This window comes from Bradyrhizobium sp. LB8.2 (assembly GCF_040548035.1).
GTDB lineage: Bacteria > Pseudomonadota > Alphaproteobacteria > Rhizobiales > Xanthobacteraceae > Bradyrhizobium.
Genome location: NZ_JBEPQV010000017.1, coordinates 34,913 through 61,302, shown reverse-complemented (window position 1 = coordinate 61,302; position 26,390 = coordinate 34,913). Strand labels below are relative to the sequence as shown.

26 protein-coding genes and 1 pseudogene are annotated in these 26,390 nt (G+C 64.2%); 14 read left to right on the top strand and 13 right to left on the bottom strand.

The window, feature by feature from the left end; translation table 11 throughout:
• Positions 1 to 4 precede the first annotated feature (4 nt).
• Positions 5 to 1,333 (bottom strand): MFS transporter, encoded by a 1,329-nt coding sequence (locus ABIB06_RS21020; protein ID WP_247348539.1) that lies wholly within the window; start codon positions 1,331 to 1,333, stop codon positions 5 to 7.
• A gap of 181 nt (positions 1,334 to 1,514) precedes the next feature.
• Here ABIB06_RS21020 and cyoA point away from each other — a divergent pair, with 181 nt between their 5' ends.
• From cyoA to ABIB06_RS20985, 7 genes are read left to right on the top strand one after another with little or no spacing between them, the layout of a single operon-like run.
• The gene (cyoA, locus tag ABIB06_RS21015) at positions 1,515 to 2,675 is read left to right on the top strand and encodes a ubiquinol oxidase subunit II (protein ID WP_247348536.1); all 1,161 of its coding nucleotides are present in this window, start codon (positions 1,515 to 1,517) and stop codon (positions 2,673 to 2,675) included.
• Positions 2,676 to 2,686: 11 nt separating this feature from the next.
• A complete protein-coding gene (cyoB, locus tag ABIB06_RS21010) occupies positions 2,687 to 4,684 on the top strand; it encodes a cytochrome o ubiquinol oxidase subunit I (RefSeq protein ID WP_247348534.1) in 1,998 nt (665 codons plus the stop codon).
• Complete coding sequence (gene cyoC / locus ABIB06_RS21005; protein WP_247348530.1) at positions 4,684 to 5,313, top strand: cytochrome o ubiquinol oxidase subunit III; 630 nt, start codon at positions 4,684 to 4,686, stop codon at positions 5,311 to 5,313. Before cyoB ends, cyoC begins: the two co-directional genes overlap by 1 nt.
• A complete protein-coding gene (cyoD, locus tag ABIB06_RS21000; protein WP_247348527.1) occupies positions 5,310 to 5,690 on the top strand; it encodes a cytochrome o ubiquinol oxidase subunit IV in 381 nt (126 codons plus the stop codon). The genes cyoC and cyoD overlap by 4 nt, the downstream gene beginning before the upstream one ends.
• Positions 5,687 to 6,547 (top strand): SURF1 family protein, encoded by an 861-nt coding sequence (locus tag ABIB06_RS20995; protein ID WP_247348524.1) that lies wholly within the window; start codon positions 5,687 to 5,689, stop codon positions 6,545 to 6,547. The genes cyoD and ABIB06_RS20995 overlap by 4 nt, the downstream gene beginning before the upstream one ends.
• Positions 6,519 to 7,898, top strand: a complete 1,380-nt coding sequence (locus ABIB06_RS20990) for an ATP-binding protein (RefSeq protein ID WP_354050231.1) — start codon at positions 6,519 to 6,521, stop codon at positions 7,896 to 7,898. Before ABIB06_RS20995 ends, ABIB06_RS20990 begins: the two co-directional genes overlap by 29 nt.
• Positions 7,888 to 8,421, top strand: a complete 534-nt coding sequence (locus ABIB06_RS20985) for a response regulator transcription factor (RefSeq protein ID WP_247348518.1) — start codon at positions 7,888 to 7,890, stop codon at positions 8,419 to 8,421. The genes ABIB06_RS20990 and ABIB06_RS20985 overlap by 11 nt, the downstream gene beginning before the upstream one ends.
• 212 nt (positions 8,422 to 8,633) lie before the next feature.
• On the opposite strand, the gene ABIB06_RS20980 is transcribed toward ABIB06_RS20985, so the two are convergent.
• The 5 genes from ABIB06_RS20980 to ABIB06_RS20960 form a co-directional block, all read right to left on the bottom strand.
• Positions 8,634 to 9,479, bottom strand: a complete 846-nt coding sequence (locus ABIB06_RS20980; RefSeq protein ID WP_247348515.1) for a CarD family transcriptional regulator — start codon at positions 9,477 to 9,479, stop codon at positions 8,634 to 8,636.
• Between the two features lie 345 nt (positions 9,480 to 9,824).
• Entirely contained in the window at positions 9,825 to 10,163 is a 339-nt protein-coding gene (fdxA, locus tag ABIB06_RS20975; RefSeq protein WP_247348513.1) for a ferredoxin FdxA, read from the bottom strand.
• A 132-nt stretch (positions 10,164 to 10,295) separates the two neighbouring features.
• The gene (locus tag ABIB06_RS20970; RefSeq protein ID WP_354069228.1) at positions 10,296 to 10,565 is read right to left on the bottom strand and encodes an RNA-binding S4 domain-containing protein; all 270 of its coding nucleotides are present in this window, start codon (positions 10,563 to 10,565) and stop codon (positions 10,296 to 10,298) included.
• An 84-nt stretch (positions 10,566 to 10,649) separates the two neighbouring features.
• On the bottom strand, positions 10,650 to 14,090 hold the full coding sequence (locus ABIB06_RS20965) for a helicase-related protein (protein ID WP_354050228.1): 3,441 nt from the start codon (positions 14,088 to 14,090) through the stop codon (positions 10,650 to 10,652).
• A 586-nt stretch (positions 14,091 to 14,676) separates the two neighbouring features.
• Positions 14,677 to 15,486: a DUF3108 domain-containing protein gene (locus ABIB06_RS20960; protein WP_354050289.1), complete on the bottom strand. Its 810-nt coding sequence runs from the start codon at positions 15,484 to 15,486 to the stop codon at positions 14,677 to 14,679.
• Positions 15,487 to 16,051: 565 nt separating this feature from the next.
• Here ABIB06_RS20960 and rpmB point away from each other — a divergent pair.
• Both rpmB and ABIB06_RS20950 read left to right on the top strand, forming a co-directional pair.
• Positions 16,052 to 16,363 carry a 50S ribosomal protein L28 gene (gene rpmB / locus ABIB06_RS20955; protein ID WP_247441676.1) on the top strand — a complete coding sequence of 104 codons (312 nt, stop codon included), beginning with the start codon at positions 16,052 to 16,054 and terminating at the stop codon, positions 16,361 to 16,363.
• 769 nt (positions 16,364 to 17,132) lie between these two features.
• Positions 17,133 to 17,597, top strand: coding sequence for a hypothetical protein (locus tag ABIB06_RS20950; protein WP_354125632.1), 465 nt, complete (start codon positions 17,133 to 17,135; stop codon positions 17,595 to 17,597).
• A gap of 117 nt (positions 17,598 to 17,714) precedes the next feature.
• Here the strand turns inward: ABIB06_RS20950 and ABIB06_RS20945 are convergent.
• Positions 17,715 to 17,867: pseudogene (locus ABIB06_RS20945) on the bottom strand (DUF1488 family protein); the annotation flags it as partial.
• Positions 17,868 to 18,186: 319 nt separating this feature from the next.
• Between ABIB06_RS20945 and ABIB06_RS20940 the strand changes: the two are divergent.
• Together ABIB06_RS20940 and ftsZ are read left to right on the top strand one after the other, a co-directional pair.
• Positions 18,187 to 18,495, top strand: coding sequence for a hypothetical protein (locus ABIB06_RS20940; RefSeq protein WP_247340063.1), 309 nt, complete (start codon positions 18,187 to 18,189; stop codon positions 18,493 to 18,495).
• Positions 18,496 to 18,544: 49 nt separating this feature from the next.
• Positions 18,545 to 19,804 carry a cell division protein FtsZ gene (ftsZ, locus tag ABIB06_RS20935; RefSeq protein WP_354050223.1) on the top strand — a complete coding sequence of 420 codons (1,260 nt, stop codon included), beginning with the start codon at positions 18,545 to 18,547 and terminating at the stop codon, positions 19,802 to 19,804.
• A gap of 260 nt (positions 19,805 to 20,064) precedes the next feature.
• On the opposite strand, the gene ABIB06_RS20930 is transcribed toward ftsZ, so the two are convergent.
• The 4 genes from ABIB06_RS20930 to ABIB06_RS20915 all read right to left on the bottom strand — a co-directional run bounded on the left by ABIB06_RS20930 (position 20,065) and on the right by ABIB06_RS20915 (position 21,929).
• The gene (locus tag ABIB06_RS20930) at positions 20,065 to 20,745 is read right to left on the bottom strand and encodes a hypothetical protein (protein WP_354069220.1); all 681 of its coding nucleotides are present in this window, start codon (positions 20,743 to 20,745) and stop codon (positions 20,065 to 20,067) included.
• A 140-nt stretch (positions 20,746 to 20,885) separates the two neighbouring features.
• Positions 20,886 to 21,164, bottom strand: coding sequence for a DUF1488 family protein (locus ABIB06_RS20925; protein ID WP_247448225.1), 279 nt, complete (start codon positions 21,162 to 21,164; stop codon positions 20,886 to 20,888).
• A gap of 209 nt (positions 21,165 to 21,373) precedes the next feature.
• A complete protein-coding gene (locus ABIB06_RS20920; RefSeq protein ID WP_247340071.1) occupies positions 21,374 to 21,670 on the bottom strand; it encodes a hypothetical protein in 297 nt (98 codons plus the stop codon).
• Positions 21,663 to 21,929 (bottom strand): hypothetical protein, encoded by a 267-nt coding sequence (locus ABIB06_RS20915; protein WP_354050220.1) that lies wholly within the window; start codon positions 21,927 to 21,929, stop codon positions 21,663 to 21,665. The genes ABIB06_RS20920 and ABIB06_RS20915 overlap by 8 nt, the downstream gene beginning before the upstream one ends.
• A gap of 357 nt (positions 21,930 to 22,286) precedes the next feature.
• Here ABIB06_RS20915 and ABIB06_RS20910 point away from each other — a divergent pair, with 357 nt between their 5' ends.
• From ABIB06_RS20910 to ABIB06_RS20900, 3 genes are all read left to right on the top strand, one after another.
• Complete coding sequence (locus ABIB06_RS20910; RefSeq protein ID WP_256467629.1) at positions 22,287 to 22,421, top strand: hypothetical protein; 135 nt, start codon at positions 22,287 to 22,289, stop codon at positions 22,419 to 22,421.
• A gap of 297 nt (positions 22,422 to 22,718) precedes the next feature.
• Entirely contained in the window at positions 22,719 to 24,038 is a 1,320-nt protein-coding gene (locus tag ABIB06_RS20905) for a T6SS phospholipase effector Tle1-like catalytic domain-containing protein (RefSeq protein ID WP_354050216.1), read from the top strand.
• Between the two features lie 155 nt (positions 24,039 to 24,193).
• A complete protein-coding gene (locus ABIB06_RS20900; protein ID WP_027535908.1) occupies positions 24,194 to 24,439 on the top strand; it encodes a PilZ domain-containing protein in 246 nt (81 codons plus the stop codon).
• 15 nt (positions 24,440 to 24,454) lie between these two features.
• Here ABIB06_RS20900 and ABIB06_RS20895 read toward each other — a convergent pair whose 3' ends face one another.
• The gene (locus ABIB06_RS20895) at positions 24,455 to 24,862 is read right to left on the bottom strand and encodes a hypothetical protein (RefSeq protein ID WP_247448221.1); all 408 of its coding nucleotides are present in this window, start codon (positions 24,860 to 24,862) and stop codon (positions 24,455 to 24,457) included.
• A 320-nt stretch (positions 24,863 to 25,182) separates the two neighbouring features.
• A complete protein-coding gene (locus tag ABIB06_RS20890; RefSeq protein WP_354050213.1) occupies positions 25,183 to 26,295 on the bottom strand; it encodes an NADH:flavin oxidoreductase/NADH oxidase in 1,113 nt (370 codons plus the stop codon).
• Between the last annotated feature and the right edge of the window lie 95 nt (positions 26,296 to 26,390).

The window sequence follows — 26,390 nt, the reverse complement described above, 5'->3', positions numbered from 1 at the left end:
CGCCCTAACCGCCCGCGTCCATGTCTCCGGCCTCGCGCTGGCCGCTGAGCCAGAGCGCGAGCAGGGTCCAGAACGCGCCTGACAGCAGATACGCTCCCGAGGCGATGACGCCGAGATTGGTCGCAAGCAACAGAGCGACCAGCGGCGCGAAGCCGGCGCCGAACAGCCAGGCCATGTCCGAGGTCAGTGCCGAGGCCGTGTAGCGATACGCCTGCTTGAAGTTCGAGGCGATCGCGCCCGACGACTGGCCGAACGACAGGCCGAGCAGGATGAAGCCGATCACCATGTAGATGGTCTCGCCGAACGCGCCGGCATCGAGCAGCTGCGGAGCAAAGCCGCTGTAGATCGCGATCGCGATCGCCGATCCCATCAGCAGCGACTTGCGGCCGACGCGGTCGGCGATGACGCCGGAGAGCACGATCGCGCCGACGCCGAACACGGCGGCGACGATCTCGATGATCAGGAAGCGCACCGGGCTTTCGCGGGTGAACAGGAACACCCAGGACAGCGGAAACACCGTAACCATGTGGAACAGCGCAAAGCTCGCCAGCGGCGCGAATGCGCCGAGCATGATGTTCTGGCCTTCGCGCGCCACAGTCTCGGAGATGCGCGAGGGCTGCAATTCGCGGGTCTCGAACAGCGAGGCATATTCTTCCGTCGTCACCATGCGCAGGCGCGCGAACAGCGCCACGACGTTGATGGCGAAGGCGACGAAGAACGGGTAGCGCCAGCCCCAATCGAAGAAATCGTCGGCCGAGAGATTCCCCGCGAAATAGGCGAACAGCGCGCTCGCCACGATCAGCCCGAGCGGCGCGCCAAGCTGCGGCACCATCGCGTACCAGCCGCGCTTTGACGGCGGCGCATTCAGCGCAAGCAGCGAGGCCATCCCGTCCCAGGCGCCCCCCCAGGCCAGACCCTGCGCGATGCGCGCCAGCGCCAGCAGCCAGATCGCCGCAACGCCGATCTCGTGATAGCCGGGCAGGAACGCGATCGCGACGGTGGCGGTGCCGAGCAGGAACAGCGCCGAGATCAGCTTGGCCGTCTTGCCGTATTCGCGGTCGACCGTCATGAAAATGACGGTGCCGATCGGCCGGGCCACGAAGGCCAGCGCGAAGATCATGAAGGAATAGAGGGTGCCGGTCAGTTCGCTCGTGAACGGGAACACCAGGCGCGGAAAGACGATCACCGAGGCGATCGCGAAGACGAAGAAGTCGAAGAATTCCGAGGTGCGGCCGATGATGACGCCGATGGCAATCTCGCCGGGACGGGCCTGGTCGTGGCCGTGCTCGCCCGAGTGGAGGTCTGCCATTGCGGGGGTCTGTGCCGTCGCCATTGGTGCGCCCTTAACGTCCTGAAAACCAAAGCCGACCGCCCGGCGGGGCGCCAGGCGATCCGGTTCTGTTTGGCGCAACATTTCGCACTGCAACATTGGACAAATTGTCCAATGTCCGGATTGCTGCGTCGCAGCTACCCCTTGGTCTCACGAAAGAAACTCATTCTCATAAGGTCGGCCCGTGTCCCGTCTCAAGATCCTGGCGCTGCTACCCCTGGCGGTTGCACTCAGCGGCTGCAACTACGTCGTGCTGGCACCAGCCGGCGATATCGCAGCGCAACAGCGCGACCTCGTCATCATGTCCACCGTCCTGATGCTCCTGATCGTCGTTCCCGTGATGGCGCTGACGGTGCTGTTCGCCTGGCGCTACCGCCAGTCCAACACCGACGCCCGCTACGAGCCCGAATGGGACCACTCGACCAGCCTTGAGCTGGTGATCTGGTCGGCGCCGCTTTTGATCATCGTTTGCCTGGGCGCGCTGACCTGGATGGGCACGCATCTGCTCGATCCCTATCGCAACATCGGCCGCATCTCCGCGGAGCGCTCCGTGGACCAAAGCAAGGTCCCTCTCGTGGTCGACGTCGTCGCGCTCGACTGGAAGTGGCTCTTCATCTATCCGGACTACGGCATCGCCACCGTCAATGAGCTCGCGGCGCCGGTCGATCGTCCGATCAATTTCCATATCACCGCGTCTTCGGTGATGAACTCTTTCTACATCCCCGCGCTCGCCGGACAGATCTATGCGATGCCGGGCATGGAGACGTCGCTCCACGCCGTGATCAACCACGCCGGTACGTATAAGGGTTTCTCAGCGAACTATAGCGGCGCCGGTTTCTCCGGCATGCACTTCAACTTCCACGGGTTCGACGACAAGGGCTTCGACGCCTGGATCGCCAGCGCCAAATCCGGCGGCGGCTCGCTCGGCCGCGCCGAATATCTCCAGCTCGAGAAGCCCAGCCAGAACGAGCCGGTGCGGCGCTACGGCACCGTCGATTCCGATCTCTACCGCCTGATCCTCAACATGTGCGTCGAGATCGGCAAGATGTGCCAGAGCGAGATGATGGCGATCGACGCCAAGGGCGGCCTCGGCCATGAGGGTCTGAACAACACGCTGCCGCTGGCCTACGACAAATACGCGCGCCGCGGCACCGCGCTTGGGCCGGAGCCCAGCTTCGTCGCCGGCACCTGCACGCCCGATGCGCCGCAGGGCAGGACCACCGCCTCCATCACGGCACCGCTCGACACCGCGCCGCTACTCGGCGCCGGCCTGAAGCGGCCGACTTTCACGCCGCTGAAGTCCTCGTCCTTCTTCCTCGGACAACGTCCGAAGTCAGATTCGTAAAGAGATCCCGCATGTCTCCTGATCTTCTCAAGCTCATCTTTGGCCGGCTCACCTTTGAATCTCTGCCGCTGCACGAGCCGATCGTCGTCGGCACCTTTGCGGTGGTGGCGACCGGCGGCCTCATCATGTTCGCCGGTCTGACCTATTTCCGCCTCTGGGGCTATCTCTGGAGCGAGTGGTTCACCAGCGTCGACCACAAGCGCATCGGCATCATGTACATGATCCTCGGCATCGTGATGCTGCTGCGCGGCTTCGCCGATGCGCTGATGATGCGGTTGCAGCAGGCGCTCGCCTTTGGCGGCTCGGAGGGCTATCTCAACTCCCATCACTACGACCAGGTCTTCACCGCCCACGGCGTGATCATGATCTTCTTCGTGGCGATGCCGCTGGTCACCGGCCTGATGAACTTCGTCGTGCCGCTCCAGATCGGCGCGCGCGACGTGTCGTTTCCGTTCCTGAACAATTTCAGCTTCTGGATGACGGTCGGCGGCGCGGTGCTGGTGATGGCCTCGCTGTTCATCGGCGAATTCGCCCGCACCGGCTGGCTCGCTTATCCGCCGCTGTCGAACATCGGCTACAGCCCGGACGTCGGCGTCGATTATTATATATGGGGGTTGCAGGTTGCAGGCATCGGAACGACGCTGTCCGGCATCAACCTGATCTGCACCATCGTCAAGCTGCGCTGCCCCGGCATGACCATGATGCGGATGCCGGTGTTCACCTGGACCGCGCTCTGCACCAACGTCCTGATCGTCGCTTCCTTCCCGGTTCTGACCGTCGTGCTCGCGCTGCTTTCGCTCGACCGCTACGTCGGCACCAACTTCTTCACGAACGATTTCGGCGGCAGCCCGATGATGTACGTGAACCTGATCTGGATCTGGGGTCATCCCGAGGTCTACATCCTGGTTCTCCCCGCCTTCGGCATCTTCTCCGAGGTGACCTCGACCTTCTCCGGCAAGCGGCTGTTCGGCTACACCTCGATGGTCTACGCCACTGTCGTCATCACCATCCTGTCGTACCTGGTCTGGCTGCACCACTTCTTCACGATGGGGTCGGGCGCCAGCGTCAACTCGTTCTTCGGCATCACCACGATGATCATCTCGATCCCGACGGGCGCGAAGATGTTCAACTGGCTGTTCACGATGTATCGCGGCCGCATCCGCTTCGAGCTGCCGATGATGTGGACGATCGCGTTCATGCTGACCTTCGTGCTCGGCGGCATGACCGGCGTGCTGCTGGCGGTGCCGCCGGCCGACTTCGTCCTGCACAACAGCCTGTTCCTGATCGCGCATTTCCACAACGTGATCATCGGCGGCGTTGTGTTCGGCGCGTTCGCCGGTATCGGCTACTGGTTCCCGAAGGCGTTCGGCTTCAAGCTCGATCCGTTCTGGGGCAAGCTGTCGTTCTGGTTCTGGGTCACCGGCTTCTACCTCGCCTTCATGCCGCTCTATGTGCTCGGCCTGATGGGCGTGACCCGGCGCTTGCGCGTGTTTGACGATCCCAGCTTGCAGATCTGGTTCATCATCGCCGGCATTGGCGCCTTCCTGGTCTTCCTCGGCATCCTCTCGATGCTGATGCAGTTCGCCGTCAGCTTCCTCAGGCGCGAGCAGCTCAAGGACGTCACCGGCGATCCCTGGGATGCGCGCACGCTGGAATGGGCGACCTCGTCGCCGCCGCCGGCCTATAACTTCGCCTTCACCCCCGTCGTCCACGACAATGACGCGTGGTGGGATATGAAGCGCCGCGGCTACCAGCGTCCGCTCACCGGGTTCAAGCCGATCCACATGCCCAGCAGCACCGGCACCGGCATCATCCTCGCCGGTCTTGCCACCGCGATGGGTTTCGGCCTGATCTGGTACATCTGGTGGCTTGCCGCCGCGAGCTTCGCTGCGATGCTCGTCGTCGGGATCGGCCACACCTTCAACTATCACCGCGACTTCGACATTCCGGCTGACGATGTCATCCGGGCCGAGGACGCGCGCACCAAACTACTCGCCGGAGCCAAGTAATGACTGTCACTGTCAATCCCGCGCAAACCGGCGAACCGGTCTTCTACCTCGCCGACGAACACCCGCATCCAGAAGGCTACAGCACCTCGCTGGGCTTCTGGATCTATCTGATGAGCGACTGCCTCATCTTCGCGATCCTGTTCGCCACCTTCGGCGTGCTCGGCGGCAATTACGCCGCCGGTCCCGCGCCGAAGGACCTGTTCGAGCTGCCTTTGGTCGCGGTCAACACCTCGATGCTGCTGCTGTCGTCGATCACGTATGGCTTTGCCATGCTGACCATGCAGCAGAACAAGATCGGCCAGACCCAGATGTGGCTGGCCATCACCGGCCTGTTCGGCGCCGCCTTCATCGGCATCGAGCTCTCCGAGTTCGCCCACATGATCCATGAAGGCGCGACGCCGCAGCGCAGCGCCTTCCTGTCCGCCTTCTTCACCCTGGTCGGTACCCACGGCCTGCACGTCACCTGCGGCCTGATCTGGCTGGTGACCCTGATGGTGCAGGTCTGGAAGTTCGGCCTGATCGAGGCCAACCGCCGCCGCCTGATGTGCCTGTCGATGTTCTGGCACTTCCTCGACGTGGTCTGGATCGGCGTCTTCACCTTCGTCTATCTCCTGGGAGTTCTGCGATGAACACCGATACTCACGCTGCCCACGCGGACGATCATCACCAGGGCGACAGCCACGCCCACGGCTCGTTCTCGACTTACATGCTCGGCTTCGTGCTCTCGGTCGTGCTCACCGCGACCCCGTTCTGGCTGGTGATGAGCGGCGCGCTTCCGAGCAAGCAGATCACCGCGCTGGTGATCATGGCCTTCGCGGTCGTGCAGATCGTCGTGCACATGATCTACTTCCTGCACATGAGCCCCAAATCCGAGAACGGCTGGAGCATGATGGCGCTGATCTTCACCATCGTCATGGTGGCGATCGCGCTGTCGGGTTCGCTGTGGGTGATGAACCACCTCAACAGCAACATGATGCCGATCCACCAGATGACTGGAATGAAATGAACGAGACTGGGACTGTGATAAGCAAAGCAGACGGGGCTCGCGGAAAAGCTGCGCGTCCGTCCTTGTGGCTCACGGTCCTCTCGCTCACGGCCTTTGCACTTCTGATCGCGCTCGGCGTCTGGCAGATCGAGCGCCGCGCCTGGAAGCTGGCGCTGATCGATCGCGTCGAGCAGCGCGTTCATGCCCCGGCCCAGCCGATCCCCTCGATCGCGTCATGGCCCGCGGTGTCCACCGCAAATGACGAATACAGGCATGTTAGCGTCACCGGCCGCTTCCTGCATGACCGCGAGACGCTGGTTCAGGCCGTCACCGAAGAAGGCCCGGGCTATTGGGTGCTGACGCCGCTTCAGCGCAGCGACGGCACGATGGTCCTGGTCAACCGCGGCTTCGTGCGGTCCGAGCGGCGCGACGCGTCGATGCGCCGGGACGGCAATCCGGACGGCCAAGTCGAAATCACCGGCTTGTTGCGCATCACGGAGCCGAAGGGCGGATTCCTCAGGAACAACGTGCCCCAACACAATCGCTGGTATTCACGGGATGTCGCCGCGATTGCGGCGGCACGCGGGCTCGGCGAGGTCGCGCCGTTCTTCGTCGATGCCGACGCCGGATCACAATCCAGCAGCGGTCCGATCGGCGGATTGACCGTGGTCCGCTTTCCCAATAACCACCTGATCTATGCGCTGACGTGGTTTGCCCTGGCTTTCATGCTGGCCGGCAGACTTTTTGTCACATTCGGCGGCGGGCTGTTCCGCCGCAAGAAGCCCTGGAGCGGCTTCGTCCACGAAGCGGCCGGCGGCTCCGATGCCGTCGCCCGCAGGACGGGATCAGATGCTGGAACGATCGTCGAGCCAACCTGACGACGGAAGAACGCATGGCGCTGTCACGCTGCAATCGCAGGCGGACGCGCGCAGCGAGCTGATCGGGGCTGCGCCGACCGACGACGAGACCAACCGCAAGAACATGGCGCTGCTGATCCAGCTGCGCTGGACTGCGGTGGTCGGCCAGATCGTGACCATCGGCGGCGTGCATGTCTGGCTTGGCATTCCCCTGCCCCTCACCCGCATGGGCGCGGTGATCGGCGCGCTGGTGTTTCTCAACGTCTCCAGCCTCGTCTGGGTGCGCCATCGCGCCGCGATCACCAACAACGAGCTGCTGGTCGCCTTGATGCTGGACGTCGCCGCGCTGACCGCGCAGCTTTATCTCAGCGGCGGCGCCACCAATCCCTTCACCTCGCTGTTCCTGCTCCAGGTGACGCTGGGCGCGGTGCTGCTCGATGGCCGCTCGACATGGTCGCTGGTCGCGTTGACCTGCGCGAGCTTCGTCTGGCTGACGATCGCGTACCGGCCGCTCGACTTGCCACCGAACCCGCTGAGCGAGACCTACACGCTCACCGTCGCCGGCATGCTGCTGGGCTTCGTGCTCAACGCCGTGCTGCTCGTGGTGTTCGTCACCCGCATCAACAGGAATTTGCGCCAGCGCGACGCACATCTGGCGGCGCTGCGCCAGCATGCCGCCGAGCAGGATCACATCGTGCGCATGGGCCTGCTCGCCTCCGGCGCGGCGCACGAGCTCGGCACGCCGCTCGCCTCGCTCTCGGTCATCCTCAGCGACTGGCGGCGCATGCCCGACCTCGCCGCCGATCAGGAGCTGGCCGAGGATCTCGCGGAGATGGAGACTTCGCTGCAACGTTGCAAGACCATCGTGACCGGCATCCTGGTGTCGGCCGGCGAGGCCCGCGGCGAAGGCTCGTCTCCGACGACGGTGACGGCCTTCGTCACGGCGCTGGTGGAAGAGTGGCGCGACGCGCGCTCGGCGCACACGCTGTATTTCGTCAACACCTTCGGCGAGGACGTCGCGATCGTGTCCGACATCGCGCTGAAGCAAGTCATCTTCAATGTGCTCGACAACGCCTACGAGGTCTCGCGCGACTGGGTCGAGCTCGTGGCCGAGCGCGAGGGCGATAATCTCGTGCTGTCTATCAGCGACCGCGGCGCGGGCTTTGCGCCGGAGATGCTGGCACAGCTCGGAAAGCCCTATCAATCGAGCAAGGGCCGCGCCGGCGGCGGGCTCGGCCTGTTCCTGGTTGTGAACGTCGTGCGCAAGCTCGGCGGCAGCGTGACCGCCGAGAACCACAGGAAGCGCGGCGCCACCGTCCGCCTCACGCTGCCGCTCGCAACGCTCGCGATCGGAGGCAGCTTTGACGCCTGACCGCTCGCTCATCGTCGTCGAGGACGATGCCGGGTTCGCGCGCACGCTGAAGCGTTCGTTCGAGCGCCGCGGCTACGAGGTCGTGCTCGCCGCCTCGATCGAGGACGTGCGGAAAGCTCTGGAGCAACGATCGTTCGGCTATGCCGTCGTCGACCTCAAGCTCGGCGGTGCCTCGGGCCTCGCCTGCGTCGAGCTTTTGCATACGCACGACCCGGAGATGCTGATCGTGGTGCTGACAGGCTTTGCCAGCATCTCCACCGCCGTCGAGGCCATCAAGCTCGGCGCATGCCACTATCTGGCAAAGCCGTCGAACACCGACGACATCGAAGCCGCCTTCAGCAAGGCCGAAGGCAATGCCGAGGTCGCGCTCGACGCGCGGCCGACATCGATCAAGACACTCGAATGGGAGCGCATCCACCAGACCCTGATCGAGACCGACTTTAATATTTCGGAAGCGGCGAGAAGGCTGGGGATGCACCGGCGCACGCTGGCACGAAAGCTAGAGAAGCGGCCGGTGAAGTGAGCCAGCGCCCCGACCAGTGCGAACCTAGGGTGGGTTAGCGTCGCGTAACCCACCTCTTTGTTTTTCGCGTGGAAAGAGAAGCGGTCGGTTACGCCTAGCGGACTGCGCAACGCGCAGCCGCGAGGATAACCCACCCTACGAAACCACGAACTCCGAACAAAAAGCCCGGCCAAACGGCCGGGCTTTTGAACTGTTGCGATGAACGCGAGACGCTACGCCGCCTCGTCGGCGACCGTGGTGCCGCCGCCGCCCTCGGTCTCGTCGCTTTCGCCCTCGGCGTCCGTATCGGCCTCGCCTTCGGCGGCTTCCGACTTGGCGCCGGTGCGGCGCGGGCTCTTGGCGAGCTGGGCCTCGATCTCCTTGACCGCTTCGGTCTCGGTCGAGTGCTGCACCACCGCGATCTCGCGGGACAGACGGTCGAGCGCTGCTTCATAGAGCTGGCGTTCGCTGTAGGACTGCTCGGGCTGCGACTCGGAACGGTAGAGGTCGCGCACGACTTCCGCGATCGCGACGATGTCGCCCGAATTGATCTTGGCTTCGTATTCCTGGGCGCGGCGCGACCACATGGTGCGCTTGACGCGGGCGCGGCCCTTGAGTGTCTCGAGCGCACGCTTCACCAGCGCAGGATCGGACAGCTTGCGCATGCCGACATTGGCGACCTTGGCGGTCGGCACGCGCAGCGTCATCTTGTCCTTGATGAAGTTGATGACGAACAGCTCGAGCTTCGCGCCGGCGATCTCCTGCTCCTCGATGGCCAGGATCTGGCCGACGCCGTGAGCGGGATAGACGACGAATTCGTTGGCCTTGAAACCCTGACGCTGGGTCACGACCTTCTTTTCCTCGACCTTCGGCGCAACAGCCGCGGGCTTCACGACCGGCTTGGCGGCAGCGACAGGGGCGGCCTTGGCAGGAGCAGCAGCAACCTTCGCCGCGGCTGGCTTGGCAGCGGGAGCCTTGGCAACAGCAGGTTTGGTAGCAGGCTTGGCAACAGGGGGCTTGGCAGCAACAGGCTTGGCCACGGTCGCTTTCGCGGCCGGCTTGGCAGTCTTGTTAGGCATTGCGCTTCTTTTGTTCTTCGAGGACTTTGCAGCCGGCGCCTTCGTCGCGGTCCGACCCTTGGATGCGCTACGGCTGGCCGCGGCGACTTTCTTGGCCACCTTGTGGGAAGCCTTCGCAGAAGTACTCTTTTTACGCGTTTTCTGTGACACAGCCTGTGCGCGGAAACTGCCACGCCCCTGTTCGACATCTGGTTTCACGGGAACCCAACGGGCCGACGGGGCTGACGAAGGGTTCGGTTTAATGTGCCCAATATAGCACATTTCCCGCAAAAATCAATGATTTAGGGGTCTTGAGGGCTGGTTTTCGGCGGTAGCGCCGCTATTAGGGTTAAGTTTGGGCCCGAATTAGTCGCCGGAGCCTGGGTTCGGAGAAAAATACTTGTCGAACTTGCCCTCCACGCCGTCGAATTCCTTGGCGTCGGCAGGTGATTCTTTCTTCTGGGTGATGTTCGGCCAGCTCTTGGCGTAGTCGGCGTTGACGGTGAGCCACTTTTCCAGGCCCGGTTCCGTGTCCGGCTTGATGGCGTCGGCGGGGCATTCCGGCTCGCACACGCCGCAGTCGATGCACTCGTCAGGATGGATGACGAGCATGTTCTCGCCCTCGTAGAAACAGTCGACCGGGCAGACCTCGACGCAGTCGGTGTACTTGCACTTGATGCAGTCTTCAGTGACGACGTAAGTCATCCAACGCTCCGAAAAGCTCTTTTAAAACTCGCGGCTTGCGTAGCGCGGATGGCCCGGCGCTGCAAGGTCGGCAACGGCCGATCATGACGGCTTTATGTGTCCGATCGACCAAGAAATGAATTCAAAGCGCAATTAATTGCGCTGAGAATTTGGATTGCCGTCACTGAACTCTTCGTAGAGCACACGGGCCGATGCGGCATCGCCGCGGCGCTCGTTGAAGGCTGCGACTTTCAAGACGCGCACGGTGCGATCGAGCGCGACGGTGAGCACGTCGCCGATCTTGACCGCATGCCCCGGCGATTTTTCGCGCACGCCGTTGACGCGGACATGGCCGGACTCGACGAGTCCAGCAGCCGAGGTCCGCGCCTTCACCACCCGCGCATGCCACAGCCATTTGTCGATGCGCTGCCGCTCGGTCGTGACTCTATTCCTTCTGACGCGTTTTCTTCACGCGAACCGCTCCGCACTTCGCTTGAAAACGCTGTGCTACTCCTTACGCCCGGACAGCTGCTCCTTCAGCGCGGCGAGCTTTGCGAACGGCGAGTTCGGATCGGCAGGACGATCGCGCTCGCGCGGGGTGGCGCTCGATGCGTAAGGACGCAGCGACGGGCCGCCCTGGCGGTCGCGGCCCTTGTCGCGGTCGCGGCCACGGTTGTCGCGGCCCTTGTCGCGATCGCCGCCGAACTTGCCCTTGTTGCGATCGCGATCCTTGTTGTCGCGGTCCTTGCCTTGATCTCGACCTTGGAGGCTGCGGTTCTTGTCGCCGCGCCCCTGTCCCTCCGGACGCGGCGCAGCTTCGCCACCGCCTTCGCGCGGCTTGCGGAAGTCTCTGCCGCCATCGCGACCGGAATCTCTGCGATGACCACCGCCATGGCGATGACGCTCGCCGCGCTTCTCGCCGTCGGCGGCCTGCGCTGCTTCGCCTTCGGCAGGCGCGGCGCCTGCTTCAGCACCCGCCTGCGGGCGCGGCTGGTTGTGGTGGCGCTGGTTACGATGGCGCTCGTGGCGCGGCTTGCGATCGTCGTGACGGCCGCTCGGACGCCAGACCTCGATGAGCTCGGGCTCGGCGGGCGTGGCCGCGGCCTCCACAGGCGCAGCGGCATCGGCCGACGCAGCGGCTTCGGCTGCAGCGGTCTCTGCGGGAGCGGTTTCGGCGGGAGCAGCTTCGGCAGCCTCGATGGGTGCAGCAACCTCTTCCACAGGCGGCGCGATGCCGGGAGCGTCTTCCGGCGTGACGGGGGCTTCAGGGGAAGCTTCGAGAGCCGGTTCTTCGTGCGCGGGCTCGTCGTGCTGCTCCATGCCGGGCGCGTCTTCGACGGTCACAGGCTCGGCGGCGGCTTCGATTGCGGCATCCGCAGACACGGCAGCGTCCTCGACCGGCGTTTCCGTCTCGGGCGTCTCGGCCGGAGCTTCGGTGCTTGCTTCAGCAGCCGGCGTCTCCACGACAACCGGCTTTGCCGGCAGCGGTGGGCGCTTATCCATGCGGTAGCCGAGCGCGCGCAGCACGGACGCAAAGTCCTCGCCGGCCGAGCCGGTGAGCGACGTCATCGCCTGCGTCACGACAAAACTGCGGCCGTCGAACGCGCCGGCGGGCTTCTCGCCCGACGCGTTCTCGCGCCAGGCCAGCGCCGGGCGGATCAGATCGGCAAGGCGCTCCAGGATATCGACGCGCACGGCACGCTCGCCGGCCTGCTTGTAGCCGAGCACGCGATAGGCATCGCGCGGCAGCTGCTTGTCGACCGGGAACGAGGTGCGGCCCGAACTTGCCAGATGCTGCGCGCCCGACAGCGCGGAGGGATCGACGTTGTCCTGCTTCAGCGCCCAGAGCAGGGCGGCCAGCGCACGCCCGGCCGGCTTCAGCAGGCCGGGGAAATAGATGTGATAGGCGCCGAAGCGGACGCCATATTTGCGCAGGACGGCGCGCGAGGGCTGGTCGAGGTCCTTCAGCTCGTTGGCGATCTTCTGGCGCTCCAGCACGCCGAGCGCCTCGACGAGCTGGTAGGCGATGCCGCGGGCGATGCCGGTGACGTCCTCGGCCTTCGACAGCTCGAACATCGGCCCGAGCAGCTTTTCGATGTGCGTCTTGAGCCAGAGGTCGAGCCGGGCCTGCACCTTGTCGCGGGGGCCGCCGGTCAGGCGTTCGTCGGAGATGATGCGGATGCGCGGATGCAGCGCGTCCTCTGCGGCAGACAGCCGCGCCACAGCGTCGCCGGTCCAGCGGATCATGCCTTCCGAGGTCAGCACGAACTGCTCGTCCGGCGCGTTGCCCAGTTTTTCGGCGCGCGCGTTGATCTCGCCGGCGAGCACGGCCTGCGCTGCCGCCTGCAACGCTTTCGCATCGGAGCCGGCTTCCGCCGCATCCGGTGCAAAGGTGAAGCCATCGAGGCGGCCGATGACATGGCCTTCGACGATGACTTCGCCGGTCTTGCCGATTTCAGTATTCAAGCTCGTGTTCTCCCGCAGGCGGCGCATCAATACACTGGTCCGGCGATCAACGAAACGCTCAGTCAAGCGTTCATGGAGCGCATCCGATAATTTATTTTCGACCTCGCGGGCGATTCCCTGCCAGCGTTCGGGGTCTTTCAGCCAGTCCGGGCGGTTGGCGACGAAGGTCCAGGTGCGAATCTGTGCGATCCGGGCCGAGAGCGTGTCGATATCACCGTCGACGCGGTCGGCCTGGTCGATCTGGGTCCTGAACCAGGAATCGGGGATGCAGCCCTTCTGCATCAGGAAGCCGTACAGCGTGGTGACCAGCTCGGCATGGGCGGCCGGCGACAATTTTCGGTAGTCCGGGACCTGGCAGGCCTCCCACAGCCGTTCCACGGCCTCCTTGCCATGCGCGACATCGCGCACCTCGGCGTCGCGGGCGGCATGGTCGAGCACGCGCATGTCCTCGGCGATCGGCGCGCGCGTCAGCGCCTCATGGCCGGGGCCCAGGTTCAGGGACACCTGGAGCGCTCCGAGCGAGGCGAAGTCCAGCTTCGAATTGCGCCATTGCAAAACCTTGACCGAATCGAAGGTGTGGTTCTGCAGCGCGTTCACCAGCTCGGGCTCGAACGGCCCGCAGCGGCCTGTGGTGCCGAAGGTGCCGTTGCGGGTGGCGCGGCCGGCGCGGCCGGCGATCTGGGCGAATTCGGACGGTGTCAGGCGGCGGAACTGGTAGCCATCGAACTTGCGGTCGGAGGCGAAGGCGACGTGGTCGACGTCGAGATTGAGGCCCATGCCGACGGCGTCGGTGGCGACGAGATAATCGACCTCGCCGTTCTGGAACATCGCCACCTGCGCGTTGCGGGTGCGCGGCGACAGCGATCCCAGCACCACGGCGGCGCCGCCATGCTGACGGCGGATCAGCTCGGCGATGGCGTAGACCTCGTCGGCCGAGAAGGCGACGATCGCGGTGCGGCGCGGCTGGCGCGTGATCTTGCGGTCGCCGGCGAATTCCAGCTGCGACAGGCGCGGCCGCGTGATCATGGAGACGCCCGGCAGCAGCCGCTCGATGATCGGGCGCATCGTCGCTGCGCCCAGCAGCAGCGTCTCGTCGCGACCGCGGCGGTTGAGGATGCGGTCGGTGAAGACGTGGCCGCGCTCGAGATCAGAGGCGATCTGCACTTCGTCGACCGCGAGGAACGAGACGTCGAGATCCCGCGGCATCGCCTCGACGGTGGAGACCCAGTAGCGCGGCGATTTCGGCTTGATCTTCTCCTCGCCGGTCACAAGCGCGACGGCATCGGGGCCGACCCGCGCGGCGATCTTGTTGTAGACCTCGCGCGCGAGCAGGCGCAGCGGCAGCCCGATCATGCCCGAGGGATGCGCGAGCATCCGCTCGATGGCGAGATGGGTCTTGCCGGTGTTGGTCGGCCCGAGCACCGCAGTGACGCCGGCGCCGGGAAGCCGCTCGGAAGCGAAGGGGGAGGAGGAAAAGGGCATCTCAGAGATTAGGTAATGGCGATTGGGGCGAATGTCAGTGCTGTTTTGGGGCGGGCCGGAGGCTGGGCCTTGCTCCTCATCCTGAGGAGCGCGTCAGCGCGTCTCGAAGGATGAAGGCCCCGGATGGTGCCGGGCCCCTCGCCCTTCGAGACGGCCGCTTACGCGGCCTCCTCAGGGTGAGGGGATCAAGCAGCGGAGAATATGGTGACGCTCCCCAAACCCCGCGCAACTGTCTCACTTTGCGACGCTTTTCCCTGTGTCTTTAAGCTTCGGAACGAGTTGAGAACGAATCGCGGCCGAATCGCAGACCCCCCATGAGTCCTGTTCCGTTCACACAACATGTCGCGGGAGACTTATTGACTGCGCACTAGATGGAGTTTCGGGCTGCCGCACAAGCGACGTTTCGGTGGCGCGTTCCTTAAAATTGGGGATGGCGTGGAGTCGAATCAGAATCGGCGAGGAGTCAAATGGATTCCCTGTTCAAAGGCCCCTCCAAAGCAAAACCGCGAAAACAACCCCATGCACAGTAGGCAAGTCTTTGAAATCACTTGTGTTTATTTTCGCCAGAAAGGGCGGGGCGCCAGGCCTATTGCGTCTTCGCGACCCGCGGCGGCTGGGCTGATGTGATGAAGCTGGTGGCTTCCAGCATCGCAGGCCCGAGCGGCGTCGGCACTTTCAGCCAGAACGGGACCAGGACGCGCGTGCCCGCCACCGGCGCGAACGCGATCTCGATGTTGCGCTGGGCGGCGAGGTATTTGATCACGGGGCGGTCGGGGATGTAGCCGGCCACGGGCACGAAGAACAGCGAGCAGACCACGACCGGGCCGTGATAGCCCTTCTCCGCCTTCACGGTCTCCATGCGTTTGAAATCGAGCTTGAGCTCGTAGCGCATGCGGCCGTCGAACACGGCGGCGCTGCCGTGGCAGGCGTCCGGCGACAGCACGTCGCCGGTGCCGGGCACGCGCACCAGCGAGGCCGTCATCGGATCCCAGACGCCACGGCGATGCGCATCGGTGACGACGATGCGGTCTGCATCGACCGGGGGCTCCGGCACGATGGCGAAATCCTTCACATTGCCCTTGTCGAGCGTGATGCGGATTTCCTCGGTCTTTTTCGAGGTGGTGGTGGAGGCCTGGTAGCCGGTCGCGACCAGCGCGCCGTTGACCACCCGCCCCTGGCTGGCGCCGGTGCCGGACCCGCCCGCGAATGACTTCAGCAGCCCCGTGGTGCCGCCCGAGGCGGCTGCGGCGAACACGTCGTCTCCGATATCGATGTTCCAGGCGCCTCGGCCGACGGGAATGCCGGCCAGCGAGGCCTCATATTGCGCCTCGAGCTTGCCCTGCGCCGCCGCCGGCTCCGCCGCCCATGCCAAAACCAGCCCGCACAAGGCCGCCATGGCCAGCCGGCCGGCAGAGCGCAGATCGCTTGCGCGCGGCTCCGTTGAGCGCAGGCCGGGCGCATGATGAGGCGTTGTGAGCACGAAACAATCCAATCGGAGCGCGAACGGTTGTTACTTAAGCCAAATACCACGGCAAGCAATGTGTCCGGGCATGTCCGCTTCCGAACTCCACTGAACTCTTCGGGTGCGAATACGCCCTTTATGTGATGGTAAGGGGCTTGAAACACTGCCGTTTTGGTGATCGGGGGATCGCTCCGGGCTCCAGTACCTCTCCCGCTTGCGGAAGAGGTCGCGCGAAGCGCGGGTGAGGGTTTTCTCCTCTCGGAGACACTGCCTGTGATAACGAGTGCCCCTCCGCGGAGGTACCCCCACCCCGGCTCTCCCCCGCAAGCGGGAGAGGGGGTGGACCGCCGCCGGCGTGGAGCACGAAACCCGCCCCAAAACCTTGACGGCTCGCCCCTTCCCCCCTATACGTCCGCCCGCTCCCTGCAAGGACAGAGAATTTGCCCGTGGCGCCCCGAATGGCGGCCGCACATCGTTGGGAAAGATTGAGGATTTTACCATGTCTCGCCGCTGCGAATTGACGGCCAAGGGCCCCCAGGTCGGCCACACGGTCAGCCACTCCAACATCAAGACCAAGCGCCGCTTCCTGCCGAATCTGGTCAACGTGACCTTCATCAGCGAAGCGCTGGGCCGCAACGTGCGCCTGCGCGTCTCCACCAGCGCGATCAAGAGCGTCGATCACAATGGCGGCCTCGACCCCTTCCTGATCAAGGCCAAGGCCGCCGTGCTGTCGCCGCGCGCCCTCGAGCTGAAGCGCGCCATCCAGAAGAAGGTCGGCCCGACGCCTGCGCCGGCGAAGAAGGCGAGCTAAGAATTTTCGAATTGGGCGGGGGCTTGCGTCGCGAGGCGTAGGTTTAGCCGAGTAGAGTTTTGCATTGCGGCCGGATCGGAAGATCCGGCCGTTTTTGTTTTGGGGGGCTGCATGTTCGCCAAAAGTGCAATTACGAGAAGTTGTGTTATGAGGTAACTCTCGCGACAATTACTAATCATAATTCGCCTGGGGGAGACGTGGGGGCGGTCAAGACCAAATCGTCGATCGAGAATCTGCCGCTGCCTTCGCCGTGGCCCAATGCGAACGCCAGGCTATTAGGAGTGGGAGCTGGTCTCCCAGTCGACCCACTTGATCGACTAGGACAATTTAGTCCGAAGGCATTTGAGCGTTTTACGCTTGAGTGGGCTTCCGGCTATCTGGCGTCAAAAGTTCCAGACGTATACGAAGTCCAGCAGCGGCCGGCGACAAGGGACGCGACGTAATCGTTTGGTTCGATCCACCGTCGTCCAACCCGCGACGTTGGTCACTGTACCAGTGCAAACACTACGACAGCAAACTTGGGACAGGCGTTGCCGCTGCGGAGATTGCAAAGGTTCTCCATTATACATTCATAGGCGACTATTCCCCGCCCAAGGAATATTGGTTTGTAACGCATCGAGGCGTTACCTCTGACTTTCAGGACCACGTGGATCAACCCGAGAAGCTTCGCGCTTACATTCTGTCAGAGTGGGCTAATCGATGCGCAACCGAAATAACCTCGAAGCAAACGATAGGGCCTGCAAGAAAATGGGAGCCTCTGCCGTCAAAATTGCTCTTGATGTTTTGCAAAGAAGTAGAGGGCGTTCTAAAGGAGTGGAATTGGAAAGGTGAAGGGCGAGTTGAATTTGATGAGTCAAGCTATGACATAGTTGTCGACGGACAATCTCGACAGTCGCACGGCAAGGGTTTTCGCGCGATCCTCCATTCAGCATTCGTGCTGGGGTTGTTGAGATATTGTGGGAACAACAACCGACCTCACCTTGGTATGGTGCTCATTGATTCACCTCTTACGAGCTACAAAAAGGGGACTGTTGGGGACGGACATGATGCGCCGATAGACCCTGGGATGGAGAGCGGATTTTGGCGCTCGTTGACCGGCTTCAATACCAATTTGCAGCTGATCATCCTGGAAAATAAGGAGCCACCAAAAGATGTCGCAGCTTCCGTCCACTATGAGTGGTTTGCTGGAGAAAGTGCATTGAAGGGCGAGCGCGTCGGTTTCATTCCAACCTAGCGCCCATCAGCGGCCATCCTTCGAGACGCCTGCCTGCGGCGGGCCCTCAGGATGAGATCTGGTTGTCACCTGCGACGCGCGCGATGACAACGGACCGCGGTCCATCGCTTCAAGACCCTACCCCCGAAAATCAATACTCCGCAGCACGATCCCGGGCGGCGTGCCCTCGAACTCCGTCGCCTGATACTTCCGTTCCACGCAGGCTTCGATGCACTCGCGCAGGCGCACGAACTGCTCTTCGCGCTCGGCGGGTCTGGCGCGCACGCCCGGCGCTAGCGCCCCGCGCGCGTTAACCGTCCATTAACCAACGCACCCTAGCCTAAACTCATCGTCCAGCCATCATTAGCCCGAAATGCCTTCCCGGCTCGCTCCAGGAGAAGCGCCGATGTGCGTTGCGTTGTTGACGTATGCCGATCTCAGTGCCCGCCTCAATATCTCGCGCGAGGCCGCTCGTTCGCTTGCCAGGCGACGCGGTTTGCCACGCTCGCGTTCGGATGATGGGAAAGCCCTGGTGAGCGTTGATTTCTCCGAACTCCGGTACACGCCTCGCCCACGAATTGGCCGCCCGGCAGACCGCATCGATGTCTCCATGGCAAAGATCGAGGCCTTCAAGATCGAGGCATTCAAGGCGGAGGTCGCGCGGCTCGAAGCAGTCGCAGCCGGCTACCGGTCAGATCTCGAGCGCGAGCGCGAGTGCGCCGATCGCCTTGCCGTCGAGCTGACGCAGGCGGCTGCCGAGACGATGGCCGCCAATGCGTGGGCGGCACGACTGGAAGACGAAGTGGCGGCTCTGCGGACCGGTCGCCGGGCTGGCGGCGCGACCGCGGGACCAGCCGCGCTTCGATTGGGCCATCTGGCCGCGGCCATCGTGGACGCAGACCGCGCGGCTTGCGGGTAGCACTCGATACTCATCCCACCCGGCCTGCCGGAGCAACCGCGAGGACAGAATGACTGGCACTACAGATATTCGCGAGATGAAGGCGCGCATTGTCGTATTCGGGGTTGGCGGCGCTGGCGGCAATGCCGTCAACAACATGATCACGGCCGGGCTGCAGGGGGTCGACTTCGTCGTCGCCAATACCGACGCGCAGGCGCTTGCCATGTCGAAGGCGACACGCCTCATCCAGCTGGGCACACAGGTGACTGCGGGCCTTGGCGCCGGCTCGCAACCCGAATTGGGACGCGCCGCGGCCGAGGAGGCAATCGATACGATCCGCGAACATCTGACCAGCGCGCACATGGTGTTCGTGACTGCCGGCATGGGCGGCGGTACCGGCACCGGGGCTGCACCCATCATCGCCAGGACCGCGCGCGAGCTCGGCATCCTCACGATCGGCGTGGTCACCAAGCCATTCTACTTCGAGGGCCAGCGCCGCATGCGCTTTGCCGAAGCCGGCATCGAGGAATTGCTGAAGACAGTCGACACCCTGCTGATCATCCCGAACCAGAACCTGTTCCGGGTGGCCAGCGCGAAGACCACATTCGCCGATGCCTTTGCCCTTGCCGATCAGGTGCTTTATTCGGGCGTGGCCTGCATCAGCGACCTCATCGTCAAGGAAGGCCTGATCAATCTCGATTTTGCCGACGTTCTCTCCGTGATGCGAGAGAAGGGCAAGGCGATGATGGGACGGGGCGAAGCTTCCGGCGAGAAACGCGTGCTCGCCGCCGCCGTGGCCGCAATTTCCAATCCGTTGATCGAGAACCCCTCGATCAAGCGCGCCAGTGGCCTCATCATCTCCATCACCGGCGGCAGGGATCTCATGCTGTTCGAAGTCGACGAAGCTGCCACCCGCATTCGCGACGAGGCCGACCCGGACGCCAACATCATCGTCGGCGCGTCGTTTGACGAAAGCCTCGAGGGCATCGTCCGCGTCTCGGTGGTGGCGACGGGAATCGACAATCTCGATCCGGCGCTGCAGACGCCGCCGGCGGAAACCTCACTCACGCAGCTCGCCGGCAAGCTGCGCAACGACAGCCGCCGCATCGCCGATCGCATCGAGCGCAGCGCACCGCTTCCGCAGGTGGAAAGCCCGCCGCTCCACCCCGCGGCCGGCCGACCCACGGGGCAACCGGCAAGGCCGGATCTGGAATATGCGCGCCAGGCAGCTCCTCAGCCGCTCGATCCCTACGGCCGCTCATCTCCACGCAACGCGACCGACGAAAGCATTCTCGATATCCCGGCCTTCCTGCGCCGCGCCGCCAACTGAGCTGGCCGCAAGAGCCGGAGTTGCTTGCCTGGCGGACCAGCGAGCCTGACAACGGGTCGTCATCCAGGGGCGCGACCAACGGGTCCGCGCGAAGCGCGGCCCGGTGACAGACTCCGTCGCGAGCTACGATGCCGGGAATGGGCCGCTGCTAGGCGTCCAGGGCGCGATGAGATTGGGACGAATCGTCATCGCGCAATTTCATCGGCGAATTCCGAACGTCATGCATTCGAGCTTCTTGGGGTGCGCGGCGCGCCGATGATTCACGCTGCCGTGCTGCGCGGGCTCTCCGCTGTTTCCGTTTCCGGCTCCTTGTCGCGAGACAGCCATGCCGGGAAGCGAAGCAGGCGATCGTTGTTGTCTTTTGGCGGTTCCACGGGCGGTACGATGGCCCCCTCATTGGCCGAACTCGGGATGTCCGGTGCAGCGTGGCCTATTCGCACCGCATCCGCGCGCTGATCCAGTTCGCGCACCAAGGGATCGATGACGTTGTCGATTTCGGCCGCCACCGATACCAGGAAGCTATTGAGCTCGCGGGCCTCGGGCACAACTGCCGCAGCCTGCTCGATCGCCTTGCAGAGACCATCGACAACAGGTGCAAACGCGCTCCCGGCCTGTTTGATTCGGGTTTTGATCGCTTCGATTTCGCCCAGGACGCGATCACGCTCCCGCCTGTTCTTCTCCTCCGAAAGGCGGGTTTCGATTTCGGCGATCTGAGCCGTCAGGGTCGCAGCCTCGGATGCAAGAGCATCGCGTCGTCCGCGCGCGCGATCGAGATCGCGACCGAGATTGTCCACTAAGTCGTCCTTTCCGAACATGGCATTGCTCCGTAGGACAGCCGTTTTGGTCTGTATGAAGGCCTTGGCACGAACCGCGAGCCCGCCAAGCAGATGAAAGGCAGCATCGGCTGGCATCAACTTCGGTCGCGTCACATGGGCCGACATGGTGATCCCCCAACCTTCACATTAGGCGACCGCATGGTTAACAGATGGTTAATATCAACAGCTGAGGCGGTAAAGGGGCCTGCGGATGCGATCGAAAATGCGCGAAGCCTGCACGCTCGCGGTGCGAACCGTCGCCTCCCCTACCCCCGAAAATCAATGCTCCGCAACACGATGCCCGGCGGGGTGCCCTCGAACTCCGTCGCCTGATACTTCCGTTCCACGCAGGCTTCGATGCGCTCGCGCAGGCGGGTGAACTGCTCTTCGCGCTCGGAGGGCCGGGCGCGCGGGCCGCGCTCGAGGTCGTCCATCGCGGAGGTCGAGATCGCGCAGGCGATCTGCTTCGCGCCGTCCTGCATCGAGAACTGGACGATGCCCCGGTCCTGTTCGTGGCCGATGAAGCGGCTGCTGGTGAGCGTCATGGGGTACTCCTTGTGCCGATTGGTTCTGGTGCGCTCCCTCTCCCGCTTGCGGGGGAGGGTTGGGGTGGGGGTGTCTCCACAAGCGATAACCCTGATGAGGAGAGAGCCCTCACCCGCCGCGCGCGGGACGATGCTTCGCATCGCCCGGGGCGCGTCGACCTCTCCCGCAAGCGGGAGAGGTGCAGCGAGCCCGGGGCTTGCGGCTCGAGTCAATTATCGCCGTTCAGTCTTGCGAAATCGTCGAACAGCGCGGCCACCAGCGCGCGGTGGCGGGTGTCCTCAGTGGGCAGGCTCGCGGCATAGAGGTTGAGCAGATGGCGCGCCTTCACGGCGGCCTCCGGCCAGGACGCGGCGGGCACCGACATCATGCGGTTTTCGAGATCGGCCTCGCGCTCGCGCAGCTCCCTGACCTGGGCCTCGACGTCGGCCAGCGCGCGGCGCAGATCGGTCGCCTTCTGGGCGGCCATGCCGCGGTGGCTGTCGAGATCGACCGGGATGTCAGTCATTGGCGGCACTCGCGTCGATGCGTTGGGCATCCGCCAGGTCGACCGAGCCGATCGACAGCATCTCCGTCGCACCGCGCACGCCTTCGGAGGGCACCGTGATCATGGTGGCGACGCGGCGATAGGACGCGAACGACAGGCCCTCGATCATCTCCTCGTCGGTGACGACCTCATAGGCGCCGGCCGGCAACTCGCGCTCGACGCCGCGGATGTGGAATGGATATTTGAAGGTGACGGTTTCTCGCCGCGAGCGGATGGTCATGCACACCTGCCTTTCACAAAGAAGGGGCCTCAACCGACGCCAGCTACCGCAAACATGCGCCCCTAGCGCGGCAATAGCCAGCATTATGTCAGCGCGGGCGGGCACTTAAGGCCGCATCGCGGCGCTCGCGCGCGGCGTTTTTGTCCTCGCAATCGGCATGACGCAGGCGTACGCTCGTAAGCGTCAGCGCAACTCACGCAATTGCCGTGAGGTCGAGATTGCGCTGCATGTTCCGCGTTTCGTGTGCGCGGCACCGCGTGTCTTTTCTCTCGTCGCCGCGTGCCCAGCGCATACGGCAGCGCCAATCTCGCAGTCGAACGAACCCAGCGAATTCGAGCCCCACAGGAGACGGACGTCATGGCCAAGGGACAGCAACGCAGCAATCGCGAGACCAAGAAGCCGAAGAAGGACAAAGTCAAAGCAACCGCCGCGGCACCGAGCCGCAAGGACGCCGCCTGGCAGCCGGAGATCGGTCAGGGGAAGAAGAAGTAGGGGCGATCGAGGCCGGGCGCCTCGTCCTTCGAGACGACCGCTACGCGGTCTCCTCAGGATGAGGCTTGGCTGCATCCGTCTGCGTTGAAATGCTGCCGCACACTCATCCCTCATCCTGAGGGCCCGCCGGAGGCGGGCGTCTCGAAGGATGGCCGCAGTCGAGCTTCCAGCCATATGTTTCTTCATATGCGATAGCCCTGCCCACAATGGGAGAGGGAGAAGCGACCGCTATCATCTCTTCTCCCCTACCCTTTTCCGCTATACTCGCCCGGGTAGCATCACCGGGAGGGCCGTACCGTGGAGCACGACCGCACGACCGACCATCAATCCGAGCCGAAAAACCTCGTCATCTGCTGTGACGGCACCGGCAACGAGATCTCGGAGAACATCTCCAACGTCCTGAAGCTTTATCGCTGCCTGCGCAAGACCGACAAGACGCAGCCGCGGCAGATGGTGTTTTACGATCCTGGCGTCGGCACGGTGACGGAGCCGTCGACGTGGCACCGCTGGAAAGCCAACGTCAATCTGGTGCTGGGGCTCGCCACCGGCTACGGGCTCGATGACAATGTGCTGTCGGCCTATTGCTTCCTGGTCGAGCACTACGCGCCGGGCGACAAGATCTATCTGTTCGGCTTCTCGCGCGGCGCCTATACCGTGCGGGTGCTGGCGGGGCTGATCCACAAGATCGGGCTGATCTCGCCGGAGCAGACGAACCTCGCAGGCTCCGGCCTCGTCGCCTACAAGCAATATTCCGGCACCGGGCGCGGCAACGACATCGAGGACCTCAAGGGTATCGATGTCGATGATCAGGGGCCGTTGCCGAAAGACGAATTCGACCTCGCCGCGCAATTCGCGCGCATCACCTCCACGCGCTGGCCGACCATCCATTTCATCGGCGTCTGGGACACGGTGGCGAGCGTGATCGTGCCGCGGCGCGACGTCTTCTTCCTCGTGTTCAGCCTGGAGGAGCTCGCCTTCACACTGCGCAATCCGAGCGTCAACATCTTCCGGCAGGCGATCGCGATCGACGAGCGGCGCTGCATGTTCCGCCTCAAGAAGCATGACGAGCCGCAGGAGTACTGGAGCCACCGCTACGTGCCCGACGAGAAGAAGGAGCCACAGGACATTTTGCAGGTGTGGTTCGCCGGCGTGCACTGCGATGTCGGCGGCGGTTATCCGGAGGCAGAGAGCGGCGAGTCCAAATATCCGCTGATCTGGATGATCGGAGAGGCGGCGAAGGCCGGGCTGAACTTCAACCCGCGCACCGTGAACCAGCTTGCCTGGGGCATCCAGCGCAAGCACTCACCGTTCCAGTATGTCGAGCCCGCCTACACCGGCAAGACCGGCGAGCTGCACAATTCGATGACGGCGCTCTGGCGCGTGCTGGAGTATCTGCCGAAGAGCGCGACATACAAGGAATGGCCGGAGCGGAAAGTCTTTCTCGGCTTCTACATCCCCGATTGCGAACCGCGCCCCATCCCCGACGGCGCGCATGTGCATGAGAGCGTGCTGAAGCGGATGGCGGTGGAGCCGGGATACCGGCCGGTGAACTTGCCGAAGGATTATGTGACCGTGCCGATGCCGGTGCCGCCGGGTGTGGGGGCGGCGGCGGGGTGAGGTGGGGCTTCGTCATACCCCACTACCGCCGCTTTCTCCATTCGCCGACACTTTTCATTAAAATTCTCGCCCCCGCCTTAGCTGGATCGCATCAACTCCTCTGCATCATCTCCCAGACCACCCGCGCTATTCGCGGAAATTGGAGGAGAGTGCCAATGCATCCGCGCCGACATGCCCGCGTCAAACCCGCCGGCCTGGTGTCCCGCCAGGCCAAGATCATCACCGACCCGCGCGCGCCGGTCATCGTCTGCACGCTGATCGACTATTCGCCCGGCGGCGCCTGCGTCGATCTCGGCGGGCAGGTGAAGATTCCCGACAGGTTCGAGCTGCTGCACGTGAACACGAAAAAGCGCTGCCGCGTGGCGTGGAAGCGCGGCACGAAGGTGGGCGTGGTGTTCTAGGCGAAGCCGCCCCACCTACTTCCGCATCCGCGCCTTCGCCCCCGCGACGATCTGCATCGCGACACCTGCGATCCAGCCCAACAAGGCGAACCAGCTCCACGCGATGTGCGGATCGAGGCGGAGCACGATGATGGCGACCGAGGCGAATGCGGTGAGCGTGGCGCAGAGCGTGCCGGCGGAGCTCAACAGTTCCGCGGCGTCGATGTCGCCGTGGGCCTCATCGAAGGGCAGCTGCGGCGTGTCGATGCCGAGATAGAAGCCGACGAAGCCCAGCACCATCATCAGCAGCAGGAACCCCTCCGTGGTGAGCGCGGGTATCACAGATCCCACATAGGCGCCGACGAACAGCCCGCACGCCGCCCCTGCCATCGCAAGACCCACGCGCTCGATGACGTGGGCAGCCTTCCGGACACGAAACCGCATGGCGGGCCTCCGTGACGAATTGGAGTGCGCGCGAGGTTAGGCCAGTTTTGCCCGACGTGGAAGGTGAGAGGGGTTACGGATGCGTGAGGTTAATTCCCTCTCCTGCAAGCGGCAGGGCTATCGCATATGACGTCTTGGCGGAGGCTGAGCGAGCGCCTCGTCCTTCGAGACGACCGCTTTGCGGTCTCCTCAGGATGTGGCTGAGCGGCATCCTTGCCTGCCGAAAGTGCTACCGCGCACTCCGTCCTCATCCTGAGGGCCCGCCAAAGGCGGGCGTCTCGAAGGATGGGCGGCAGAAAGATGGGCGGCAGGTGAAGGCATCATCTTGCCCCGAACGTGGTCTTGCCGAACAGCGCCTTCTGCGTCGAGGGCTGCGAGCGCCAGTATTGCGGCGGTGCCTCGACTTCGCCGCCGACGTCTGCCGCAGCGTGCCAGGCCCAGCGGGGGTCGTAGAGCATGCCGCGGGCGAGCGCGACCATGTCGGCCTTGCCGGATGCGACGATCTCTTCCGCGTGCTTTCCTTCGGTGATCAGGCCGACGGCGATGGTGGGCAATCCGGTCTCGCGCTTGATGGCCTCTGCGAACTGCACCTGGTAGCCGGGGCCGAGCGGGATCTTCTGCAGCGGCGAGACGCCGCCGGAGGAGGCATCGATCCAGTCGACGCCGCGCGCCTTCAGCGCGTTGGCGAATGCGATGGTCTGCGCCAGATCCCAGCCGCCCTCGACCCAGTCGGTCGAGGACACCCGCATGCCGACCGGCTTGTCGTGCGGAAACACCGCGCGCACCGCATCGTAAACCTCCAGCGGGAAGCGCATGCGGCTTTGCAAGCTACCGCCGTATTCGTCGGTGCGCTTGTTCGAGATCGGCGACAGAAACTGATGCAGGAGATAACCGTGCGCGCCATGCAGCTCGATCGCGTCGATGCCGATGCGATCCGCGCGTTTCGCGGACTCGACGAAAGCGTCGCGGATGCGCTTCAGGCCCGCGGCATCAAGCGCCAGCGGCGCGGCCTCGCCCTCCTTGTGCGGCATCGCTGACGGCGCCACGGCCTGCCAGCCGCTTTCGCTCAGCGGAATCTGCTGGCCGCCGTCCCAGGGCCGCGCGCTCGAGGCTTTCCGGCCCGCATGCGCGAGCTGCATCGCGACCGCCGTGGAGGAATGTTTGCGCACCGAGCCGAGGATCTGCTTCAGCGCGGCCTCGGCGGCGTCGCTGTAGAGCCCGAGGCAGCCGGGCGTGATGCGGCCGATCGCCTCGACATGAGTCGCCTCGATGCAGAACATCGCCGCGCCCGACAGGCTGAGATTGTTGATGTGCGTGAAGTGCCAGTCATTGGCGACGCCGTCGTCGGCCGAATACTGGCACATCGGCGACACCACGATTCGGTTCTTCAACGTCAGGCCGCGCAGCTTGATCGGGGAAAACAGGGCGCTCATGCGGGGGGAGTTCCGGAGGATGGAGGGGCGATGGTGGAGGCGACAGAGGGAGTGTAGTGATGGAAACGCGGATTGCCAGCCGCGCGGGGGAATGG

Excerpts from the sequence above, each read along its gene's own strand:
- ABIB06_RS21020 (WP_247348539.1), bottom strand. The coding sequence starts at position 1,333 with ATGGCGACGGCACAGACCCCCGCAATGGCAGACCTCCACTCGGGCGAG.
- cyoB (WP_247348534.1), top strand. The coding sequence starts at position 2,687 with ATGTCTCCTGATCTTCTCAAGCTCATCTTTGGCCGGCTCACCTTTGAA.
- cyoC (WP_247348530.1), top strand. The coding sequence starts at position 4,684 with ATGACTGTCACTGTCAATCCCGCGCAAACCGGCGAACCGGTCTTCTAC.
- cyoD (WP_247348527.1), top strand. The coding sequence starts at position 5,310 with ATGAACACCGATACTCACGCTGCCCACGCGGACGATCATCACCAGGGC.
- ABIB06_RS20995 (WP_247348524.1), top strand. The coding sequence starts at position 5,687 with ATGAACGAGACTGGGACTGTGATAAGCAAAGCAGACGGGGCTCGCGGA.
- ABIB06_RS20990 (WP_354050231.1), top strand. The coding sequence starts at position 6,519 with ATGCTGGAACGATCGTCGAGCCAACCTGACGACGGAAGAACGCATGGC.
- ABIB06_RS20980 (WP_247348515.1), bottom strand. The coding sequence starts at position 9,479 with ATGCCTAACAAGACTGCCAAGCCGGCCGCGAAAGCGACCGTGGCCAAG.
- fdxA (WP_247348513.1), bottom strand. The coding sequence starts at position 10,163 with ATGACTTACGTCGTCACTGAAGACTGCATCAAGTGCAAGTACACCGAC.
- ABIB06_RS20965 (WP_354050228.1), bottom strand. The coding sequence starts at position 14,090 with ATGCCCTTTTCCTCCTCCCCCTTCGCTTCCGAGCGGCTTCCCGGCGCC.
- ABIB06_RS20960 (WP_354050289.1), bottom strand. The coding sequence starts at position 15,486 with ATGGCGGCCTTGTGCGGGCTGGTTTTGGCATGGGCGGCGGAGCCGGCG.
- rpmB (WP_247441676.1), top strand. The coding sequence starts at position 16,052 with ATGTCTCGCCGCTGCGAATTGACGGCCAAGGGCCCCCAGGTCGGCCAC.
- ABIB06_RS20940 (WP_247340063.1), top strand. The coding sequence starts at position 18,187 with ATGGCAAAGATCGAGGCCTTCAAGATCGAGGCATTCAAGGCGGAGGTC.
- ftsZ (WP_354050223.1), top strand. The coding sequence starts at position 18,545 with ATGACTGGCACTACAGATATTCGCGAGATGAAGGCGCGCATTGTCGTA.
- ABIB06_RS20930 (WP_354069220.1), bottom strand. The coding sequence starts at position 20,745 with ATGTCGGCCCATGTGACGCGACCGAAGTTGATGCCAGCCGATGCTGCC.
- ABIB06_RS20925 (WP_247448225.1), bottom strand. The coding sequence starts at position 21,164 with ATGACGCTCACCAGCAGCCGCTTCATCGGCCACGAACAGGACCGGGGC.
- ABIB06_RS20920 (WP_247340071.1), bottom strand. The coding sequence starts at position 21,670 with ATGACTGACATCCCGGTCGATCTCGACAGCCACCGCGGCATGGCCGCC.
- ABIB06_RS20915 (WP_354050220.1), bottom strand. The coding sequence starts at position 21,929 with ATGACCATCCGCTCGCGGCGAGAAACCGTCACCTTCAAATATCCATTC.
- ABIB06_RS20910 (WP_256467629.1), top strand. The coding sequence starts at position 22,287 with ATGGCCAAGGGACAGCAACGCAGCAATCGCGAGACCAAGAAGCCGAAG.
- ABIB06_RS20900 (WP_027535908.1), top strand. The coding sequence starts at position 24,194 with ATGCATCCGCGCCGACATGCCCGCGTCAAACCCGCCGGCCTGGTGTCC.
- ABIB06_RS20895 (WP_247448221.1), bottom strand. The coding sequence starts at position 24,862 with ATGCGGTTTCGTGTCCGGAAGGCTGCCCACGTCATCGAGCGCGTGGGT.
- ABIB06_RS20890 (WP_354050213.1), bottom strand. The coding sequence starts at position 26,295 with ATGAGCGCCCTGTTTTCCCCGATCAAGCTGCGCGGCCTGACGTTGAAG.